The 21692-nt window shown below is 32.9% G+C and carries 18 protein-coding genes, 2 rRNA genes and 1 pseudogene; 10 read left to right on the top strand and 11 right to left on the bottom strand.

The features are described 5' to 3' along the window. Nucleotides 1–55: 55 nt before the first annotated feature. The 5 genes and pseudogenes from AC2FB1_RS02190 to AC2FB1_RS02170 form a co-directional block, all read right to left on the bottom strand. Entirely contained in the window at nucleotides 56–1003 is a 948-nt protein-coding gene (locus tag AC2FB1_RS02190) for a LacI family DNA-binding transcriptional regulator (protein WP_490673644.1), read from the bottom strand. A 101-nt stretch (nucleotides 1004–1104) separates the two neighbouring features. Further along, the gene (locus AC2FB1_RS02185; protein ID WP_490673643.1) at nucleotides 1105–2349 is read right to left on the bottom strand and encodes an ammonium transporter; all 1245 of its coding nucleotides are present in this window, start codon (nucleotides 2347–2349) and stop codon (nucleotides 1105–1107) included. A 109-nt stretch (nucleotides 2350–2458) separates the two neighbouring features. After that, entirely contained in the window at nucleotides 2459–2683 is a 225-nt protein-coding gene (locus tag AC2FB1_RS02180; protein ID WP_490673642.1) for a sulfurtransferase TusA family protein, read from the bottom strand. A 17-nt stretch (nucleotides 2684–2700) separates the two neighbouring features. Further along, a pseudogene (locus tag AC2FB1_RS02175) lies at nucleotides 2701–3792 on the bottom strand (YeeE/YedE family protein). 146 nt (nucleotides 3793–3938) lie between these two features. Next, nucleotides 3939–4577, bottom strand: a complete 639-nt coding sequence (locus tag AC2FB1_RS02170; protein WP_490673641.1) for a redox-sensing transcriptional repressor Rex — start codon at nucleotides 4575–4577, stop codon at nucleotides 3939–3941. A 245-nt stretch (nucleotides 4578–4822) separates the two neighbouring features. On the opposite strand from AC2FB1_RS02170, the gene AC2FB1_RS02165 reads away from it, so the two are divergent. Then, nucleotides 4823–6760: an ABC-F family ATP-binding cassette domain-containing protein gene (locus tag AC2FB1_RS02165; RefSeq protein WP_490673640.1), complete on the top strand. Its 1938-nt coding sequence runs from the start codon at nucleotides 4823–4825 to the stop codon at nucleotides 6758–6760. Between the two features lie 330 nt (nucleotides 6761–7090). On the opposite strand, the gene tsaD is transcribed toward AC2FB1_RS02165, so the two are convergent. Genes tsaD through tsaE form a run of 4 tightly spaced genes read right to left on the bottom strand, consistent with a single transcriptional unit; the run spans nucleotide 7091 to nucleotide 9653 of the window. After that, a complete protein-coding gene (gene tsaD, locus AC2FB1_RS02160; RefSeq protein WP_490673639.1) occupies nucleotides 7091–8116 on the bottom strand; it encodes a tRNA (adenosine(37)-N6)-threonylcarbamoyltransferase complex transferase subunit TsaD in 1026 nt (341 codons plus the stop codon). Next, nucleotides 8109–8534 carry a ribosomal protein S18-alanine N-acetyltransferase gene (rimI, locus tag AC2FB1_RS02155; protein ID WP_490673732.1) on the bottom strand — a complete coding sequence of 142 codons (426 nt, stop codon included), beginning with the start codon at nucleotides 8532–8534 and terminating at the stop codon, nucleotides 8109–8111. The genes tsaD and rimI overlap by 8 nt, the downstream gene beginning before the upstream one ends. Before the next feature lie 11 nt (nucleotides 8535–8545). Continuing rightward, on the bottom strand, nucleotides 8546–9211 hold the full coding sequence (tsaB, locus tag AC2FB1_RS02150) for a tRNA (adenosine(37)-N6)-threonylcarbamoyltransferase complex dimerization subunit type 1 TsaB (RefSeq protein WP_490673638.1): 666 nt from the start codon (nucleotides 9209–9211) through the stop codon (nucleotides 8546–8548). Continuing rightward, on the bottom strand, nucleotides 9192–9653 hold the full coding sequence (gene tsaE, locus AC2FB1_RS02145; RefSeq protein WP_490673637.1) for a tRNA (adenosine(37)-N6)-threonylcarbamoyltransferase complex ATPase subunit type 1 TsaE: 462 nt from the start codon (nucleotides 9651–9653) through the stop codon (nucleotides 9192–9194). Before tsaE ends, tsaB begins: the two co-directional genes overlap by 20 nt. A gap of 446 nt (nucleotides 9654–10099) precedes the next feature. On the opposite strand from tsaE, the gene ilvD reads away from it, so the two are divergent. The 9 genes from ilvD to ilvA all read left to right on the top strand — a co-directional run bounded on the left by ilvD (nucleotide 10100) and on the right by ilvA (nucleotide 20729). Further along, the gene (ilvD, locus tag AC2FB1_RS02140) at nucleotides 10100–11788 is read left to right on the top strand and encodes a dihydroxy-acid dehydratase (RefSeq protein ID WP_490673636.1); all 1689 of its coding nucleotides are present in this window, start codon (nucleotides 10100–10102) and stop codon (nucleotides 11786–11788) included. Between the two features lie 18 nt (nucleotides 11789–11806). Beyond that, nucleotides 11807–13525 (top strand): biosynthetic-type acetolactate synthase large subunit, encoded by a 1719-nt coding sequence (gene ilvB, locus AC2FB1_RS02135; RefSeq protein ID WP_490673635.1) that lies wholly within the window; start codon nucleotides 11807–11809, stop codon nucleotides 13523–13525. Next, nucleotides 13522–13761 (top strand): ACT domain-containing protein, encoded by a 240-nt coding sequence (locus tag AC2FB1_RS02130; protein WP_490673634.1) that lies wholly within the window; start codon nucleotides 13522–13524, stop codon nucleotides 13759–13761. The genes ilvB and AC2FB1_RS02130 overlap by 4 nt, the downstream gene beginning before the upstream one ends. Nucleotides 13762–13886: 125 nt before the next feature. Next, on the top strand, nucleotides 13887–14891 hold the full coding sequence (ilvC, locus tag AC2FB1_RS02125; RefSeq protein ID WP_490673633.1) for a ketol-acid reductoisomerase: 1005 nt from the start codon (nucleotides 13887–13889) through the stop codon (nucleotides 14889–14891). A gap of 20 nt (nucleotides 14892–14911) precedes the next feature. Beyond that, a complete protein-coding gene (locus tag AC2FB1_RS02120; protein ID WP_490673632.1) occupies nucleotides 14912–16444 on the top strand; it encodes a 2-isopropylmalate synthase in 1533 nt (510 codons plus the stop codon). Next, complete coding sequence (leuB, locus tag AC2FB1_RS02115) at nucleotides 16444–17487, top strand: 3-isopropylmalate dehydrogenase (RefSeq protein ID WP_490673630.1); 1044 nt, start codon at nucleotides 16444–16446, stop codon at nucleotides 17485–17487. The genes AC2FB1_RS02120 and leuB overlap by 1 nt, the downstream gene beginning before the upstream one ends. A 17-nt stretch (nucleotides 17488–17504) precedes the next feature. Continuing rightward, nucleotides 17505–18875, top strand: coding sequence for a 3-isopropylmalate dehydratase large subunit (leuC, locus tag AC2FB1_RS02110; RefSeq protein WP_490673629.1), 1371 nt, complete (start codon nucleotides 17505–17507; stop codon nucleotides 18873–18875). After that, on the top strand, nucleotides 18876–19448 hold the full coding sequence (leuD, locus tag AC2FB1_RS02105; protein ID WP_490673731.1) for a 3-isopropylmalate dehydratase small subunit: 573 nt from the start codon (nucleotides 18876–18878) through the stop codon (nucleotides 19446–19448). A gap of 12 nt (nucleotides 19449–19460) precedes the next feature. Continuing rightward, nucleotides 19461–20729, top strand: coding sequence for a threonine ammonia-lyase IlvA (ilvA, locus tag AC2FB1_RS02100; protein WP_490673628.1), 1269 nt, complete (start codon nucleotides 19461–19463; stop codon nucleotides 20727–20729). 236 nt (nucleotides 20730–20965) lie between these two features. Here ilvA and rrf read toward each other — a convergent pair. Both rrf and AC2FB1_RS02090 read right to left on the bottom strand, forming a co-directional pair. Further along, nucleotides 20966–21080: ribosomal RNA gene (rrf, locus tag AC2FB1_RS02095) — 5S ribosomal RNA — on the bottom strand. Nucleotides 21081–21146: 66 nt separating this feature from the next. Further along, nucleotides 21147–21692: ribosomal RNA gene (locus AC2FB1_RS02090) — 23S ribosomal RNA — on the bottom strand; the annotation flags it as partial.

Below are 21692 nucleotides of genomic sequence, written 5' to 3'. Positions count from 1 at the left end.
TCTTATATTTTATCATTCAACATGGTAACGGTTCCATAATTAAATAATTATCTCCTTAAAAATTTATAGGAATTGTTATACTTCTATTTGTTTCATTAGAAAAAATTAACCGTTGTAATTGTCGCATTGCTTCTTGCCCTGCTCTCAAATAATTAAAATATACTGTTTTTATTGCTGGAGATACAAGTTGTGTCATTGGATCTCCACCGAATCCATATATCAATGGTTTTTGTTTAGAGTCGTTTAAAGAATAATATTTATGTATAGCTAAAGCAATGGAATCAGTAGCCCCTATCGCCACTTCTATATTAGGTAAAGTATCTAAAGCAGTTGCAACATCACGTCTAGATTCTTCATATTTAAATGACGTTACAAATAATTTAGGTTCAATACCATGACATACAAGACCATCTATAATTCCTTGTTTACGCTTTATTCCCACGGCTATATCATCTTCATTTACACTGAAAAGGCATACTTTTTGATATTGAGATTTTCCAATTTCATTTCCAACTAAATATCCTGCTTGATAATCATTGTGAATAACACTATGCATTTCACTATAATCTTGTCCGACAAGGATAACTGGAACATTGATTTTATGAATTACATCTAAATGCTCTGGCGTAACAGTCGTTGCCATTAAAATAATTCCATCTACTTTACTTCTAGAGAATGTTTCTAATGCTTCAATTTCAGCATTCACTTTTAAACCAGTATAATTTAACAATAACTGATAATTTAGTTCTCGGCATACTTCAGCAATACCACGCACAGTTTCATCTACAGCATGAGAATTCATGCGTGGAATAATAACACCTATTAGATTTGTATGTTTAGCTCTAAGACTTTGAGCAAATTGATTAGGCTGATAATCATGCTCTGTAACAATACGATTTAATTTTTCTTTTGTTTTAGGACTAACCGGGCCATTATTTAAAAAGCGGGAAACCGTACTTTTAGATACTCCCGCTAACTTTGCGATATCTGATATATTTTTCACTAGACTTATCACCTAAATTAACACATATTTAAAGTTTATTTTATCATAACATGATTATCTTAAAATACTGATTTCTAAAAAGAATCTAATATCCAAAAAACTCAATATCTTTTATAAAGTTTATTTAATTCTCCATAAAAATATGCTTTTTCACCATGCACAAGTTGATCTAATCCAGAAATATCTTCTTCAATTGTAGTAGCAAGAGGCATGAATTTAGCTATTACTTTGCCAATAATTAACGTTAAAATAACTGTATAAGCAATCACTCCTATCACTGCAATAAATTGTATTAAAATGGTATATACATCTCCAGTATAAATAAATCCGTCTATAATATCTTTATTGACTTTATGTGATTGAAATGCTCCTGTTAGTATTGCACCGATCACACCTCCTACACCATGAATACCAAACGCATCAAGTGTATCATTATATTTTAATTTTTCTTTTATAAAGTTTACGACGAAATAACATAAGATACTGCCAACCATAGAAATGACATAAGCACTTAAGTAGTTTACAAAACCAGCTGCTGGAGTAATTGCTACAAGTCCTGAAAGCACTCCTGAGAGTAAACCTAGTAAACTCAACTTTTTAGTTAATAGATATTCAAATATCAACCAACTGAATGCACCCCCGCTTGCAGCGATACTAGTATTGACAAAAGATACTACTGCTATATCATTTAAAGTATAAGCACTTCCTGTATTAAATCCATACCATCCCATCCAAACAAGAATTCCACCTATAAGAGTAATAAGTAGGTTATGTGGTTGTAGTTTTTCTGTTTTTTTACCGTTACCTATCATTATAGCTAATACTAAGCCGGAAACACCTGAAGTAATATGTATAACTGTACCTCCTGCATAATCTAAAGCATCTAATTTTTGAATCCAACCACCACCCCATACCCAATGGGCTACGGGGCTGTAAATCATAATCACCCATATAAATATAAAAATTATAAAAGGAATAAATCGCATCCGTTCAGCAATTGAACCTGATAAAATGGAAACCGCAATGGTACAAAACATCATTTGAAATAACATGAATAAGGCAAATGGAATATGTGGGCTAAATTGAACATTCGTATTAAATCCTACATGTTGCAAGCCAATAAAATCAAAATTACCTATCCAATCATTCCCATGACCAAAGCTAAGAGAAAATCCAATAACCACCCATGTAAATGTAACAATAATAATAGCAGCCATACTTTGCATAACTGTATTTAAAACATTTTTAGATTGCACTAACCCCCCATAAAATAGGCTTAATCCCGGTGTCATTAACCATACTAATAAAATACATAAAAATAAAAAAATTGTGTCATCCATCTTCATTTATACCACTTCCTTAAAAACATCATAATTATAGTTTTTAAGAATGGCAAAAATGAGTTAGAAAATATGACACAATTAGTTACATAACATTACACTGTTAAATGAAGTTTTAAGCTGTTTGAATTGTAATTGTCCATGAAGCATCATCCAGTTGCTCATAGTTTGTTACAGGATAGCCTTGTTCCGCTGCCCAGTTTGGAATCGCTTCAGTTGCTTGAGTGCAATCAAAGTCTATTTTTAATTCATCTCCTTTTTTTAATGTTTCCATTTTCTTTTGTGCTTCAATAAGTGGAAATGGGCATACCATTCCAACTGTCCCTAATTCGTATAACATATACAATCCTCCAATGATTATGTTGTTTGAGTTTGTTTAGATACTTGAGTAGACTGAGCTGTTTGTTTTTGTGCTTGTTTCATTGGTCTTACAAAAATAAAGTAACTCATAAACAAAGTACCTAATATCATAGAAGCTAAAGCAATCCAACCTTGCCAACTTAGTGTTGCAGTTGCCATTAATCCATTACCAATGGAACAACCGCCAGTAACTGAGGCACCAAATCCCATGCATATACCACCAATAGCACTATTTCTAATAGTAATTTTATCTGGTAAACGCCATTTAAATTCTTTTGCTCCTCTAGCAGCGATATATGAGCCAATAAATATACCTAATACTAAAAAGACGCCCCAGTCGATAAATTGTAAATCTCCACTCATTAAAAATTGAACAATATGTGCTGATGGAGTAGTGATACCTAATCCATCTTCACGTCCAGTAGAATAACTCATAGGCCATGCTAATAAAGCAATCAATCCTACAATAATTCCAGCTACAAATGGATGATAACGCTTTTCAAATAAATAATGTCTTATTCCTGAATATCTTTGCTTTAATTTCGGAACAGCAACTTTCGGCTTTGGTTTACGCAATGTACGTATAACTAAGAATAATGTCAATACTGTCAATATAATCACTAATACCCAACTAGGTATTCCCATTATTTGTGACATACTTGCATTCACATTTATTGGTTTATTAATTTTATTCATTAAAGGTAATAAAATTCCAGCTTTTGTAATTGTTGCAGATAAAGCATACATGATTAACGCGACCCAACTACCAATTAAACCTTCACCAGCCCGATACCATGTGCCTGTTGCACAACCTCCAGCAAGAACAATTCCAATACCAAAGATAAAAGAACCAACAACCGTACCTATTACTGGGAATGTCTGATGTGAAATCGTTAATATACCAAGATTAGTTAATATGAATTAGCCTATACTTTGTACTGTTATTGCAACTAATAAGGCATAAAACATTTTATTATTTTTTTGAACGTACATGTCTCTAAATCCACCAGTTAAACAAAAACGTGTACGTTGCATAACAAAACCTAATAATAGACCCACAATTAACCCACTAATTATCATCCAAGTCATAAAAAACACCCTTTTCCGATTGTTTTACTAAGGTATTATGATTGATTGATCTATTTATTTCAACATTTTATGATTAAAATAATATATTTATATTAAAAAAACTAAAATGCAAATACATTCTAGCTTTTTAATATAATAATTTAACATTAATTTGAAGAGTTTTTCATAAAAAATAATAGTGATTGTAATTCGATACCCAAATCAATATGATGAACTTGAACATCGCTTGGTACATCAATTCTAGCGGGTGTAAAGTTTAAAATCCCTTTTACATTCGCCTTAATAAGTCGATTTGAAACTGATTGTGCCACACTTCCAGGTGTAGTTAGAATTACCACATTAATATTCTGTTTTTGAAGTTCAGATAGAATATCATCAATATGCTTAACTGTTACTTTTCCAACTTGTGTACCAACAATATCTTTATCAATATCAAATGCTGCTGTAATTGTCATTTCATCATGTATTGAAAAATTGTAAGTAAGTAACGCACGTCCTAAATTCCCCACACCTACAATAGCAATATGAATATTATTACTATCACTAATTTCCGTTTTAAAGAATTCTAAAAGACTCTCAACATTATAGCCATATCCTTTTTTACCTAACTCACCGAAATAAGAAAAATCTCTTCTTATCGTAGCTGATTCGATATCTAAAGCCTCACTTATTGTTTTAGAACTCACACGATCAATACCTTTTATTTTCAAAGAATTAACAAATCGATAATATAAAGGTAACCGTTTTAACGTAGCACGCGGTATCTTTGAATGATTCTGAGGCATATGTAATGTCCCCCTTTTGTTTGAACTTTTTAATCTATATATTCAAACTAACTAGAGCGCAATTAGTTATTATAATGAAATATATATCCTGCCTATTATGGATACTGCAATATTATACCCTAACCTATTTCAAAAATAAATATCTTAGTTCCCTAATAATACCTTATCCTGTAAAATGATATAATAATGTCAAATTTAAAGTTAAATAAATGTGATTGTTACATATATAGAAAGGTGAAACTTGAATGATACTTTTACAATTAAATGATATTTCAAAATCGTTTGATGGTGAAGATATATTTAATCATGTTAATTTTGAAGTTAAAACTGGAGAACGTATTGGTGTAGTTGGAAGAAATGGTGCTGGAAAATCAACATTAATGAAGATTATTGCAGGTGTTGAAGACTATGATAGTGGCCATATTTCAAAAATTAAAAATTTACGTATTGGTTATTTAACTCAACAAATGACGCTTGATTCTTCTCTTACTGTAATTGAAGAAATGTCAAAACCATTTGAACATATTAAGAATATGGAAAAGCTTATTAATGATGAAACAGATTGGCTAGCCGATCACGTTGATAGTTATGATTCAGAAGATTATAAACAGCATATGGAGCGTTATGAGTCATTATCTAATCAATTTGAACAACTTGAAGGTTATCAATATGAAAGTAAAATTAAAACAGTATTACATGGTTTAAACTTTACAGAAGAAGAATTCGATAAACCTATTAATGATTTTAGTGGTGGACAAAAAACACGTTTATCTTTAGCACAAATGCTTTTAAGTGAACCAGACTTATTGCTATTAGATGAGCCTACTAACCATCTAGACTTAGAGACGACAAAATGGCTAGAAGATTATTTAAAGTATTTTAAAGGCGCAATCATTATTATCAGTCATGACAGATACTTCCTAGATAAAATTGTAACTCAAATTTATGACGTTGCTTTAGGTGATGTAAAGCGTTACGTAGGTAATTATGAACAATTCATTACTCAGCGTGATAAATACTACGAATTAAGAATGCAAGAATATGAAAAACAACAAGAAGAAATTAAACGCCTTGAAACTTTCGTAGAGAAAAATATTACTCGAGCTTCAACAAGTGGAATGGCTAAAAGTCGTCGAAAAACATTAGAAAAAATGGAACGTATCGATAAGCCTATGTTAGACGCTAGAAGTGCTAATATACAGTTTGGTTTTGATAGAAATACTGGTAATGATGTAATGCATATTCGTAATTTAGAAATAGGTTATCAATCTCCTATTACAAAGCCTATAAATATAGAAGTAACAAAGGGAGACCATATTGCGATTATAGGACCAAATGGAGTAGGTAAAACGACACTTATCAAAACTATTGCCCAGCGTCAAAACGCTTTAAACGGAGAAATCACTTTTGGTGCTAACTTAAATATTGGATATTATGATCAAAAACAAGCAGAATTCAAATCAAATAAGACTATTTTAGACTACGTGTGGGATCAATATCCTATGATGAATGAAAAAGACGTTCGAGCTGTTTTAGGTCGCTTTTTATTCGTACAAGATGATGTCAAAAAAATTATTAATGATTTATCAGGCGGTGAAAAAGCACGCTTACAGTTGGCTTTACTCATGTTACAACGTGATAACGTTTTGATTCTCGACGAACCTACCAACCATCTTGATATAGATTCTAAAGAAATGTTAGAACAAGCATTAAAAGATTTTGAAGGTACTATTTTATTTGTTTCTCACGATAGATATTTTATTAATCAATTAGCAAATAAAGTATTTGATTTAGATAAAGATGGCGGTCAAATATATTTAGGTGACTATCAATACTACATTGAAAAAACAGAAGAAGCTGCTGCTCTAAGAGCATTTGAAACAGAACAGAACAAAGAAAATGATACTAATCCAAAAGAAATTGATTCATCTATCACTAGCTCATATGATTCTCAAAAACAACAAAAAAGAGAAATCAGAAAAATCGAACGTCAAATTGAACAATGCGAAGAACAAATCGAAAAATACGAAGAACACATTTCTCAAATTGATCAACAATTAACTCAACCTGATGTTTTTAATAATCCTAATAAGGCAAGTGAACTTGCTGAACAAAAATTGAGCATTGAACAACAATTAGAAAAAATTATGGTTAAATGGGAAGAATTACAAGAAAAAATTTAACAAGTTTAAGATAAACTAGTAAAAGCTTTAAATTTTACTAGTTTTTTATTTATTTTATTCACAATTTTATAAACTTATAAAACACTGATATCATGGTTATCCACGAACTTATCCTAGTTATCCACAACATTAACGACAATAATTTACATAACTTTTACACAACTTTTAAACTATATTCACATCTTCACCCACTTTTTATCCACAGGATATTAACTGTTTGTTGATAAGTACACACGTTCCCTATTGACATATTTAATAAATCACTAATCTAAGTAAATAAAAAAGTAATTGAAACATATTAGATTTTAAGTTCAATTACTTTTTACTTTATTATTCAACTGTGACATCTTCAATATCTATATTATTTTTTCCATTTAAGTCTAGTGCTGAAGTCACTTCAGCTTTATAGTAATAATATCCCGCTGCCCCAATCATGGCAGCATTATCTGTACATAGCTTAGGATTAGGTATTGAAAGTTTAATATTATTTTCTTTACATAAATGATCTAAACGTTCTCTTAGTCCTTTATTACTAGCTACTCCTCCCGCCACAATAAGATGTTGAACATTATAAGCTTTACAAGCATTAATGGCCTTTGTACTTAATACTTCGACAACACTATTTTGAAAACTAGTAGCAACATCTTCTTTTCTTATTTCTTCATTTTTTTGTCGTTGATTGTGTAACTTATTTATTACTGCGCTTTTTAAACCACTGAAACTAAAATCATAACTATCTTTTTCAAGCCATACTCTAGGAAAATGATAAGTGTCCTTTCCTTCCAAAGCGAGTTTATCAATAGCTGGGCCACCTGGATATGGTAAATCAATTGTTCTTGCTACTTTATCATAAGCCTCTCCTACTGCATCATCACGAGTTTCACCAATCACTTCAAAATTTAAATGCGATTTCATATAAACAAGTTCTGTATGCCCACCTGAAACGATTAATGCTACTAAAGGAAATATTAAGGGTTCTTCAAGATGATTAGCATAAATATGTCCTGCAATATGATGAACAGGAATGACTGGCTTATTATACGCAAATGCTAAAGCTTTTGCTGCATTAATTCCTATTAATAACGCCCCTATTAATCCAGGACCTTGAGTTACAGCTACGGCATCGATATCTTCCATAGTAGTATTAGCTGAAGATAATGCTTTATCAATTGTAGTCGTAATTCCCTCTACATGATGTCTACTAGCAACTTCAGGGACTACCCCACCAAAACGTTTATGACTTTCTATTTGACTAAGTACAATATTAGATAAAATCGTATTTCCATTTTTTATAACACTTACACTTGTTTCATCACAGCTTGTTTCAACCGCTAATATTAATATGTCTTTATTCATTTAAATTCACCCACATCACTAATGCGTCCTCGCCTTCTCCATAATAATTTTTTCTTTTACCACCATATTGAAATCCTAATTTTTTATACACATGCTGAGCTACTACATTCGTAATTCTCACTTCTAAACTCATCACATCACAAGTATGTCTGGCATAGTCCATGACATAATTAAGTAATAGCTGACCTAATCCATAGCCTCTGAATGATTCTTTGATTGCTATAGTTGTAATTTGAGCTTGATCAATAACTATCCATAATCCTAAATACCCAATAATTTCTTCTTGAAAAATAACAACAAAGTACTTTGCAAAGTTATTTTCATTCAATTCATGGTAAAATGCATCTATGGTCCATGAACTATCATTGAAGCTTTCTCTCTCAATATCAAAAACACTCGGAACATCATCGACTTGCATTGCCCTAATAGTTAATTGTTCTTTTGTTGGTTTAGCCAATGACGTTCCGCCTCTGATAATTTTATATAATTAGGTACAAATGTATGGATATTCTCAGGTTGATGAATCAAATGTTTCATTACCGTAGCATTAGGTAGTTTAGCCTCAATATCTCCATGTAGTAATCCAGATAATTTTTCTGTGTCTTCTCCTACAAAAACATAAGGCTGATTCAAATTATTAAGTTTTTTATGCAACGCTTCTAAAGAAATATATTGATCATTTTCGATAGTATTTAATTGATTGTTTTCATATTGATATATTCCTGTGTATACCGCTTCGCGACGGGCATCAAATATTGGTACAATAACTCTTTTATCGTCCTTATCGATGGTAGCCGCTAATGCTTTTAATGATGATACACCATATAATTTAGTATTCAAAGCATAGGCCAACGTTTTCGCTACAGTAACGCCTATTCTCACTCCCGTATAGGATCCTGGTCCTTGCGCAACAACAATCCCATCTAAATCTTGTATTTTTAGATTCGATTCATTAAACAAGCATTGAATGCCGGGCATAAGTTGACTAGAATGATCTTTTTTACTATTTGTTGTTTTTATGGCTAAAACCGTATCATCTTTCATCAAAGCAATTGACATAGGTTGATTTGAAGTATCAATTAACAGTAAGTTCATTTTCTACCTCTTCCTTTATTTTAGTATAATGATAACCTTTTGCTACTAAATTAATTTGTCGTTCTTTTTCATTTATAGTCGTAATATTAATCACTAAATACTCATTAGGAAGAAAATCTTGTATAAATTGACTCCACTCAATTACTGTAACAGCATCATCTTCAAAGTATTCATTAAATCCTAAATCTTCATCTGAATCTTCTAAGCGATAACAATCCATATGATGAAGTTTTAATTCCTTACCTTTGTATGATTTTATGATGTTAAACGTAGGAGAATTAATATTACGCTTCACTCCTAGATATTTACCTATAAATTGAGTCAACGTCGTTTTACCGGCACCCAAATCTCCATTTAATAAAATGACATCTTTTGAATTAATATACTTCATTAAAATTTCAGCAAAATGTTCCATCTCATTTAAATTCTTGATAGGTATCATATATTCTTCTCTCTCCTAATGTATATTTTACACATAGTTATTCTATCTAAATTCAACTTAATAATTGTATCAAACTTTGTTAAAAATTTCTCATTTGTAAATCCCAAATTACTAATTTTAATTGTTAGAAAATTCTAAAAATGATGTTGACTTTGAAAACAAACTAGTGTAAATTTAATTTATCGAAATTTTAAAACAATTCTAATTAATCAAATAACTATCCATTCAAGAAAGGAGTATAATAAAATGCAATCATTTACATATCTAGTAACACCACTTAATGACAATTTAATTATTTTATTATACTCTTCAGGGCTGGAACTTTAGTAGCTTAATTTACTAAATGTTTAAGTCCTATTTCTCATTGAATGGGACTTAAAAACGTCCCAAATTAATTGGGACGTTTTTTTATTTTAATCATTTATAAATATTTGGGGGAATGAAGAATGAGAAGTGACATGATAAAAAAAGGTGATCATCAAGCACCAGCGAGAAGCTTACTACACGCAACTGGAGCACTTAAAAGTCCAACTGATATGAATAAACCATTTGTAGCAATTTGTAATTCATATATCGACATTGTACCTGGACATGTTCATTTAAGAGAATTAGCAGACATTGCAAAAGAAGCTATTCGTGAAGCAGGAGCTATTCCATTTGAATTTAATACTATCGGTGTTGACGATGGTATTGCTATGGGACATATTGGCATGCGATATTCTCTTCCTTCACGTGAAATTATCGCAGATGCAGCTGAAACAGTCATCAATGCACATTGGTTTGATGGTGTATTTTATATTCCAAACTGTGACAAGATTACACCAGGAATGTTATTAGCAGCTGTTAGGACCAATGTACCCGCTATCTTTTGTTCAGGTGGTCCAATGAAAGCAGGATTATCTGCACAAGGAAAAGCTTTAACTTTATCATCAATGTTTGAAGCGGTTGGTGCTTTTAAAGAAGGTTCTATTTCTAGAGAAGAATTTTTAGATATGGAACAAAATGCTTGTCCAACATGTGGATCATGTGCAGGAATGTTTACAGCAAATTCTATGAACTGTTTAATGGAAGTCTTAGGATTGGCACTTCCGTATAATGGTACAGCTTTAGCAGTAAGTGTTCAACGTCGTGAAATGATAAGACAAGCTGCATTTCAATTAGTAGACAATATAAAAAATGACATTAAACCTCGTGATATTGTTACAAAAGAAGCAATTGATGATGCATTTGCTTTAGACATGGCAATGGGAGGTTCTACAAATACTGTACTCCATACACTAGCAATTGCTAATGAAGCTGGTATTGAATATGACTTAGAAAGAATTAATGAAATTGCTAAAAAAACACCTTATTTATCTAAAATCGCTCCATCATCTTCATACTCTATGCATGATGTTCATGAAGCTGGTGGATGTCCAGCAATCATAAATGAATTGATGAAAAAAGAAGGAACGTTACATCCAGATCGATTGACTGTTACTGGTAAAACATTAAGAGAAAATAACCAAGGTAAAGAAATTAAAAACTTCGATGTTATACATTCTTTAGATGCTCCATATGATAAAGAAGGTGGATTATCAGTATTATTCGGTAATATTGCTCCTAAAGGTGCAGTGATTAAAGTTGGTGGTGTTGATCCTTCTATTAAAGTATTTACAGGAAAAGCTATTTGCTTTGATTCACATGATGCAGCTGTAGAAGCAATTGATAATAAAACGGTTCGTGAAGGTCATGTTGTCGTCATTCGATATGAAGGGCCTAAAGGAGGTCCAGGTATGCCAGAAATGTTAGCTCCTACATCATCTATCGTCGGTAGAGGTTTAGGAAAAGATGTTGCTTTAATTACGGATGGTCGTTTCTCTGGAGCCACACGTGGTATTGCCGTAGGTCATATTTCACCAGAAGCAGCCTCAGGAGGTCCTATTGGTCTGATTAGAGATGGTGATGAAATTACTATAGATTTAATAAATCGTACTTTAGATGTTAATCAGCCTCAAGAAGAATTATATAAACGTAAAGAAGAACTTGAGCCTTTTAAAGCTAAAGTAAAAACAGGTTATCTTGCAAGATACACATCTTTAGTAACAAGTGCAAATACGGGCGGTATTATGCAAGTCCCTGAAAATCTTATTTAAATTTAAGGAGTGTTAAACATGCCAAATACAAAGGAAAGTAATAAACAAAACGAAATAACTACAACTCGAAGTGGTTCTGAATTATTAGTAGAAGCACTTGTACATGAAGACGTTGACTTCATTTTCGGATATCCTGGTGGCGCAGTGTTACCGTTATACGATAAGTTTTATGATGAAAGAATCAAACATATTCTTGCACGTCATGAACAAGGTGCTACTCATGCTGCTGAAGGATATGCACGTGTTTCAGGTAAACCAGGTGTTGTTGTTGTAACAAGTGGTCCCGGAGCTACAAATGCTATTACTGGTATTACTGATGCTTACTGTGATTCTCTACCTTTAGTCGTATTCACCGGACAAGTAGCGACTCCTGGCATTGGTAAAGATGCGTTCCAAGAAGCTGATTTATTGTCAATGACAACACCAATTACTAAAGCTAATTACCAAGTTAAAGACGTAGATGATATCCCTAGAATTGTTCATGAGGCATTCTATTTAGCAAATACTGGGCGTAAAGGACCAGTAGTCATTGATTTTCCTAAAGATATGGGTGTATTAACGTCTTCTGCTCCACTTGAAGAAGAGGTTCATTTGCCTTCATATCAAGTCATTGAAAACCCAAAACAAGAAGATATCCAACAACTTTCTCAATATTTAAATAATGCAAAAAAACCTGTCATTTTAGCTGGAGCAGGTATCAATCATTCAAAATCAAACGCACTATTAACTGAATTTGTTACTCAACATCAAATTCCTGTTGTTACAACTTTATTAGGACTAGGTGCTATTCCTTACGAAAATCCCCTTTTCCTTGGTATGGGTGGTATGCATGGATCTTATGCGAGTAATATGGCACTCACAGAATGTGACCTACTCATTAATTTAGGTAGTCGATTTGATGATCGTTTAGCTAGTAACCCTAACAAATTCGCACCAAATGCTAAAGTGGTACATATCGATATTGATGAATCAGAAATTAATAAAGTGATTCCTACAATATTAGGAATTGTTGCAGATTGTAAAAAAGTATTAGAAGCATTAGTTGTTGAACATCCAAGCCATGCTACATACAAAGAATGGGTTAATCATTGTTTAGATAATAAAACAAAACATCCATTTAAATATAAAGAAGCTGATGATACATTTTGTCGTCCTCAAGAAGCAATTGAATATATTGGAAAAATTACAAACGGTGAAGCTATAGTGACTACAGATGTAGGTCAACATCAAATGTGGTCAGCTCAATTTTATCCTTTTAAACAACATAGTCAATGGGTTACAAGTGGTGGATTAGGAACAATGGGGTTCGGTATTCCTTCAGCAATCGGTGCACAACTTGCAGCACCAGATAAAACAGTAATTTGTTTTGTAGGTGATGGTGGATTCCAAATGACTAATCAAGAAATGGCATTATTACCTGAATACAATTTAAATGTAAAAATTGTTCTAATTAATAACGGTACATTAGGAATGGTAAAACAATGGCAAGATAAATTCTTTAATCAACGATTTTCACATTCCGTTTTCAATGATCAACCAGACTTTATTAAAATGGCTGAAGCTTACGGTGTTAAAAGCTTCTTAATAGATCATCCTAACAAATTAAAACCCCAGCTAGATGAAGCTTTCAATTACGGAGGTCCTGCTTTAATTGAAGTGAGAATTTCTCCAACGGAACCTGTAAATCCTATGATTCCTAGTGGTAAAGCAAATCATGAAATGGAGGGTCTAGAATGAACCGAACTTTAAAATTAAAAGTAGCTGACCAAGTAAGTACTTTAAATCGAATTACAAGCGCTTTTGTAAGACTGCAATACAATATTAATGAATTATATGTAAAACCTACTGGTGAACATGGCGTGTCTGATATGATAATCAAAGTTAATATTGAAGATGAAGATGTATATAGAATTTTAATTACTAAATTAAAAAAACAAGTCAGTGTTATTAATGTTGAAGATGTAAATGATTAATTCTTAGATGATGCGCTAGCATTTTACATCAACTATCATATTTAATGTCTAACATCACCAAGTTAATTATTACCCCTTTAATATTCAAAATTTTACAAATTTTATAGCTAATGGAGGAACTTATTATGACAAAAGTTTATTATGATCAATCAGTAGAAAAAGATGCACTACAAGGTAAAAAAATTGCTATTATCGGTTACGGATCTCAAGGACATGCACATGCTCAAAATCTAAAAGACAACGGTTATGATGTAAGAGTTGGTATTCGTCCAGGTAATTCATTTAACAAGGCTAAAGAAGATGGATTAGATGTATATCCAGTAGCTGAAGCAGTAAAACAAGCAGACGTTATTATGGTATTACTTCCTGATGAAATTCAAGGTCATGTTTATAAAAAAGAAATTGCTCCAAATTTAGAATCTGGTAATGCATTAGCTTTCGCACATGGTTTTAATATTCATTTTAACGTTATCGAACCACCAAAAGATGTAGATGTTTTCTTAGTAGCACCTAAAGGCCCTGGTCACCTAGTAAGACGTACATTTGTTGAAGATTCAGCTGTACCAGCATTATTTGGTGTTCAACAAGATGCTACAGGTCAAGCTCGTGATATTGCTTTAAGCTATGCAAAAGGTATTGGCGCTACACGTGCTGGTGTTATTGAAACAACATTTAAAGAAGAAACTGAAACTGACTTATTTGGTGAACAAGCTGTACTTTGCGGTGGAATTCATAAACTTATCCAAAGCGGTTTTGAAACATTAGTGGAAGCTGGATATCAAAAAGAATTAGCATATTTTGAAGTATTACATGAAATGAAACTTATTGTTGATCTAATGTATGAAGGCGGTATGGAAAATGTACGTTATTCAATTTCAAATACTGCTGAATTTGGTGATTATGTATCTGGCCCACGCGTTATTACTACAGATGTTAAAGATAATATGAAAAAAGTACTTAAAGATATTCAAAATGGTAACTTCGCTAATCGTTTTGTTAAAGATAACGAAAATGGATTTAAAGAATTCTATGAATTACGTGAACAACAACATGGTCATGAAATTGAAGCAGTTGGTCGTGAACTAAGAAAAATGATGCCATTTATTAAATCTAAAAGCATTCAAAAATAAAATGTAAGGAGATGTTAGAAATGGAAAGCCATATTCAAATATTTGATACAACGTTAAGAGATGGAGAGCAAACACCTGGTGTTAATTTTTCTTTTGATGAACGTTTAAGTATTGCTAAGCAACTTGAAAAATGGGGAGTCGATGTTATCGAAGCAGGTTTCCCCGCTTCAAGTACTGGAAGTTTTAAATCTGTAGAAGCAATCTCTAAAGCTTTAACTACTACTGCAGTATGCGGATTAGCAAGATGTAAAAAATCTGATATTGATGCTGTATATGAAGCAACAAAATGTGCAGCTAAACCACGTGTTCATGTATTTATTGCTACTTCCCCTATTCATTTACAGCATAAGCTAAAAATGACTCAAGAAGAAGTCTTAGCATCAATTAAAGAACATGTAAGCTACGCTAAATCATTATTCGATATAGTGCAATTTTCACCAGAAGACGCATCAAGAACTGATCAAGAATTTCTTATCAAATCTGTTCAAACAGCTGTTGATGCTGGAGCTACAATAATAAATATTCCAGATACTGTTGGATATAGTTATCCAAGTGAATATGGTGCCATTTTTAAATCTCTTATTACAAATATTAAAGCAGAAAATGAAATCATCTATAGCGCACATTGTCATGACGATTTGGGCATGGCAGTAGCAAATAGCTTAGCTGCAATTGAAAATGGTGCAAAACGCATCGAAGGTACTGTAAATGGTATTGGCGAACGTGCAGGTAATACTTCATTAGAAGAAATAGCATTAGCACTATACGTTCGTAAAGATCACTATGGTATCGAAACAAAAATAAAATTAGAACAAACTAAATTGACTTCAGATTTAATTTCTAGATATGCAGGTATTCGAGTCCCAAGAAATAAAGCAATTGTTGGTCAAAATGCTTTCAGCCATGAATCTGGTATCCATCAAGATGGTGTTCTCAAAAATCCTGAAACATACGAAATCATGACTCCTCAACTTGTTGGAATAAGTAAAAATGAATTACCTTTAGGTAAACTATCTGGTAAACATGCTTTTGCTGAAAAACTTAAAACGTTAGGCTACGACATTGAACCTAAACAACAAATCGAGTTATTTAAACAATTTAAAGCAGTAGCAGATAAAAAAAAATCAGTATCTGATCGAGATATTCATGCTATTATACAAGGTTCTGAACATGAACAAAATGCAATTTATCAAGTAGAAACTTTGCAATTACAATATGTTTCAAATGGTCTACAAAGTGCTGTTATTGTCATTAAAGACAAGGAAGGTCACATTTACCAAGACTCAAGTATTGGTACAGGATCAATTGTTGCGATTTACAATGCTGTCGATCGTATTTTTAAAAAGAATAGTGAACTTATCGATTATAGAATTGATTCAGTTACTGAAGGTACAGATGCTCAAGCTGAGGTTCATGTAGAACTTGTTATTGAAGAACAACATGTTAATGGTATAGGTATTGATCATGATATACTTCAAGCTTCTTGTAAAGCATATGTAGAAGCTCACGCTAAGTATATTGCTCAAGATTTAGAGAAAGTTGGTAACAGATAATGACATATAAGATTGTTGCTTTACCTGGAGATGGAATCGGCCCTGAAATTTTAAATGGAAGTTTAGAGTTATTAAAAATAATTAGTAAGAAATATAATTTTACCTATAAATTAAAAAGTTATGATTTTGGAGGAGCTGCCATTGATACACATGGCACTCCCCTTCCTAATGAAACACTTTTGGCCTGTCAAGAAGCAGATGCTATTTTATTAGGAGCAGTTGGAGGACCAAAATGGACCGATCCTAATAATCGTCCAGAGCAAGGCCTATTAGCATTACGTAAAAAATTAGGTTTATTTGCTAATATTCGTCCTACTAAAGTTACTGAAGGTACCAGTCAATTTTCACCTTTAAAAGAAGAACGTGTTAAACATACAGATTTAGTTATAGTTCGTGAATTAACAAGTGGTATTTACTTTGGTGAACCTAGACATATTAACGATTTAGAAGCTTTAGATTCCCTCACTTATACTAAAGATGAAATAAAACGTATTGCTAAAGTTGCATTTGAATTAGCACTTACACGTAATAAAAAAGTGACTTCTGTAGATAAAGAAAATGTCCTTGCTTCTAGTAAACTTTGGAGAAAAACTGTTAATGAAGTAAGCAAATCTTATCCAGATGTTGAGTTAAATCATTTACTCGTTGATGCGTGTAGTATGCATTTAATTACTCAACCTTCACAATTCGATGTCATTGTTACTGAAAATCTTTTTGGTGATATTTTAAGTGATGAAGCTTCAGTGATACCTGGTTCACTCGGTTTATCCCCTTCAGCAAGTTTTAGTGAACAAGGTACTAGACTTTATGAACCTATTCATGGTTCAGCACCTGACATTGCTAATCAGAACCTTGCTAATCCATTTGGAATGGTATTATCACTAGCAATGTGCTTAAAAGAAAGTTTAAATCAAAGTGCAGCAGCGGAAGAATTAGAAAATGCTGTATATCATTTAATTAAAGTTGGTAAAACCACAAAAGATCTTGGTGGAGACTATAAAACTTCAGAAATCTTTGACTTACTTAAAAAAAGTTATCAATAAAAGGAGGTACATAGATAATGGGTCAAACATTATTTGATAAAGTTTGGAATAAACATGTCTTAACTGGTAAAGAAGGCGAGCCTCAACTCTTATACATTGATTTACATCTTATACATGAAGTGACCTCTCCTCAAGCTTTTGAAGGATTAAGGCTTCAAAAACGACAACTGAGACGTCCAGATTTAACCTTTGCAACTCTTGATCATAATGTTCCTACAATCGATATCTTTAATATTAAAGATGAAATTGCTAATAAACAAATTACTACTTTACAAAAAAATGCAAAAGATTTTGGTGTACATATTTTTGATATGGGTTCAAATGAACAAGGCATCGTTCATATGGTAGGTCCAGAAACTGGATTAACACAACCAGGTAAGACAATTGTATGTGGAGATTCACATACCGCAACTCACGGGGCATTTGGTGCTATTGCCTTTGGTATTGGAACAAGTGAAGTAGAACATGTTTTTGCAACTCAAACATTATGGCAAACAAAACCTAAAAATCTTAAAATTGAAGTTTTAGGAAAATTACAACCTGGTGTATATGCTAAAGACATTATTTTACATTTAATCAATCAACATGGCGTAGATTTTGGAATAGGCTATGCCCTTGAATTTACTGGTGAAACAATTCAATCACTGTCCATGGAAGGACGAATGACAATTTGTAACATGGCAATTGAAGGTGGTGCCAAATATGGTATCATTCAACCTGATGAAACTACATTTGAATATGTTAAAGGACGTCCTTATGCTCAAAACATTAATCAATCTATTCAAGAATGGCAAAAACTATATTCAGATGAAGACGCTTATTTTGACAAAGTAATTACACTTGATGTAACAAATTTAGAACCACAAGTGACATGGGGCACAAATCCAGAAATGGGTGTGAATTTTAGCTCACCTTTCCCAGAAATTCAGAATATTAATGATGAACGTGCATACAATTATATGGGATTGAAGCCAGGTCAGAAAGCAGAAGATATCGATATAGGTTATGTCTTTTTAGGTTCATGTACTAATGCCCGACTGTCAGATTTGATAGAAGCAAGCCATATTGTAAAAGGAAAAAAAGTACATCCTAAAATTACTGCTATTGTAGTTCCAGGTTCACGTACAGTAAAAAAAGAAGCAGAAGCTTTAGGATTAGACAAATTGTTTAAAGAAGCAGGCTTTGAATGGAGAGAACCTGGATGTTCAATGTGTTTAGGAATGAATCCTGATCAGGTACCTGAAGGCGTTCATTGCGCATCCACAAGCAATCGAAATTTTGAAGGTCGCCAAGGTAAAGGTGCACGTACACATCTTGTTTCTCCAGCAATGGCAGCAGCTGCTGCAATAAATGGTAAATTCGTTGATGTAAGAAAGGTGGTTGTATAAATAATGGACATTCAACCTATCACCCAATACACAGGTAAAGTAGTCCCTTTGTTTAATGATAATATTGATACGGATCAAATTATTCCAAAAGTTCATCTTAAACGTATTACTAAAACTGGTTTTGGACCTTTTGCTTTTGATGAATGGCGTTATTTACCCGATGGATCAGATAATCCAAACTTTAATCTAAACAAACCAGAATATAAAGGTGCTTCAATTCTTATTACTGGAGACAATTTTGGCTGTGGTTCAAGTCGTGAACATGCTGCTTGGGCTTTAAAAGATTTTGGTTTTAATATTATTATTGCTGGTGGTTTTAGTGACATCTTCTATATGAATTGTACAAAAAATGGAATGTTGCCTATTGTTTTAGATGAACAATCTAGAAAATACTTAGCTAACCAAAATAGTATAACAGTTGACTTACCAAATCAAACTGTATCAGCAAATAATCAATCTTTTCTCTTTGATATAGATGAAACTTGGAAAGATAAACTTATCAATGGATTAGATGATATTGCTATTACATTAAAATATGAAAATCTAATAGAGAAATATGAGAAAACAATGTAAGGATGATAATAAATGGTTTTAAAGACAACGGTAACAGCTACTGATGTAGATGAAGCTTATTTTCGTATAAAAGATGTTGTGAAAGAAACACCATTACAATATGATCATTATCTTTCACAAAAATATAATTGTAATGTTTATTTAAAAAGAGAAGATTTGCAATGGGTACGCTCATTTAAATTACGTGGTGCTTATAATGCTATTTCAGTATTAGACTCACAAGCTAAATCAAAAGGTATCACTTGTGCAAGTGCCGGTAACCATGCTCAAGGAGTAGCCTATACTGCTAAAGCATTAAATCTAAAAGCTGTTATCTTTATGCCAGTAACAACCCCACTTCAAAAAATAAATCAAGTTAAATTCTTTGGGGCTGAAAATGTAGAAATAGTTCTAACTGGTGATACATTTGATGATTGTCTAAAAGAAGCTTTAGTATATACTGATAAACATCATATGACGTTTATTGATCCATTCAATAATGTTAATACGATCGCTGGTCAAGGAACATTAGCTAAAGAAGTTTTATTAGAAGCTAAAAAAGAAAATATTCAATTTGATTATCTATTTGCAGCTATTGGAGGCGGAGGACTAATATCCGGTGTGAGTACATATATGCACGATCATAGTCCACATACACAAATTATTGGTGTCGAACCTGCCGGGGCAAGTAGTATGTATGAATCAGTAGTAGTTCAAAATAAAATTATTACTTTAGAACATATCGATAAATTTGTTGATGGCGCTTCAGTAGCACGTGTTGGTGATATTACCTTTAATATTGCCAAACAGTACGTAGATGACTACTTACAAATTGATGAGGGTGCAGTATGTTCTACAATTTTAGATATGTACTCTAAACAAGCAATAGTGGCAGAACCTGCAGGTGCGTTAAGTGTATCAGCACTTGAATTTTATAAAGATAATCTTATAGGAAAAACTGTAGTATGCGTAGTCAGTGGTGGAAATAATGATATTAACCGTATGAAAGAAATTGAAGAACGTTCACTTTTATATGAAGAAATGAAACATTATTTCATTTTAAACTTCCCACAACGTCCAGGAGCTTTAAAAGAATTTGTTAATGATGTCTTAGGGCCTCAAGATGATATTACTAAATTTGAATATTTAAAAAAAGCTTCTCAAAACACTGGTACTGTTATTATTGGCATTCAGCTAAATAATCATCAAGATTTAGAGCAATTAAAAGGTAATGTCAATGAGTTTGATCCATCAAATATTTATATAAATGAAAATAAAATGTTGTATTCATTATTAATTTAAACTCATATTAAAAACTTCTTCAGCAATATACTGAAGAAGTTTTATTATTTTTATCATTCTTTTTAGTTCTACTAAGCTATCTTCAACCATTTCTCATTCATTTGCTTCAAAGTCTTTTTCTTCACAAAGACAGTTTTGACTAAATTTTAATCAATACTCTAGCAACCATAAATTTAAGTATAAAAAAAGAGACCAAGAACGGTCTCAATATCGGGTCATCACATCTATAATGAACTGCCTGGCAACGTCCTACTCTAGCGGAACGTCAGTCCAACTACCATCGGCGCTAAGGAGCTTAACTTCTGTGTTCGGCATGGGAACAGGTGTGACCTCCTTGCCATTATCACCAGACAAGTGAATGATTATACATTCAAAACTAGATAGTAAGTAAAGATTTGCGTCGCAAAACTTGAAAAATTGATTAAGTCTTCGAACGATTAGTATTCGTCAGCTCCACGTGTCACCACGCTTCCACCTCGAACCTATTAACCTCATCATCTTTGAGGGATCTTATAACCGAAGTTGGGAAATCTCATCTTGAGGGGGGCTTCATGCTTAGATGCTTTCAGCACTTATCCCGTCCATACATAGCTACCCAGCTATGCCGTTGGCACGACAACTGGTACACCAGAGGTATGTCCATCCCGGTCCTCTCGTACTAAGGACAGCTCCTCTCAAATTTCCTACGCCCACGACGGATAGGGACCGAACTGTCTCACGACGTTCTGAACCCAGCTCGCGTACCGCTTTAATGGGCGAACAGCCCAACCCTTGGGACCGACTACAGCCCCAGGATGCGATGAGCCGACATCGAGGTGCCAAACCTCCCCGTCGATGTGAACTCTTGGGGGAGATAAGCCTGTTATCCCCGGGGTAGCTTTTATCCGTTGAGCGATGGCCCTTCCATGCGGAACCACCGGATCACTAAGTCCGTCTTTCGACCCTGCTCGACTTGTAGGTCTC

It is taken from the genome of Staphylococcus sp. CoH_129_LAB_1, from assembly GCF_058191515.1.
Note: the sequence above shows the minus strand (reverse complement) of the source record. Positions and strands in the feature narration are given on the sequence as shown.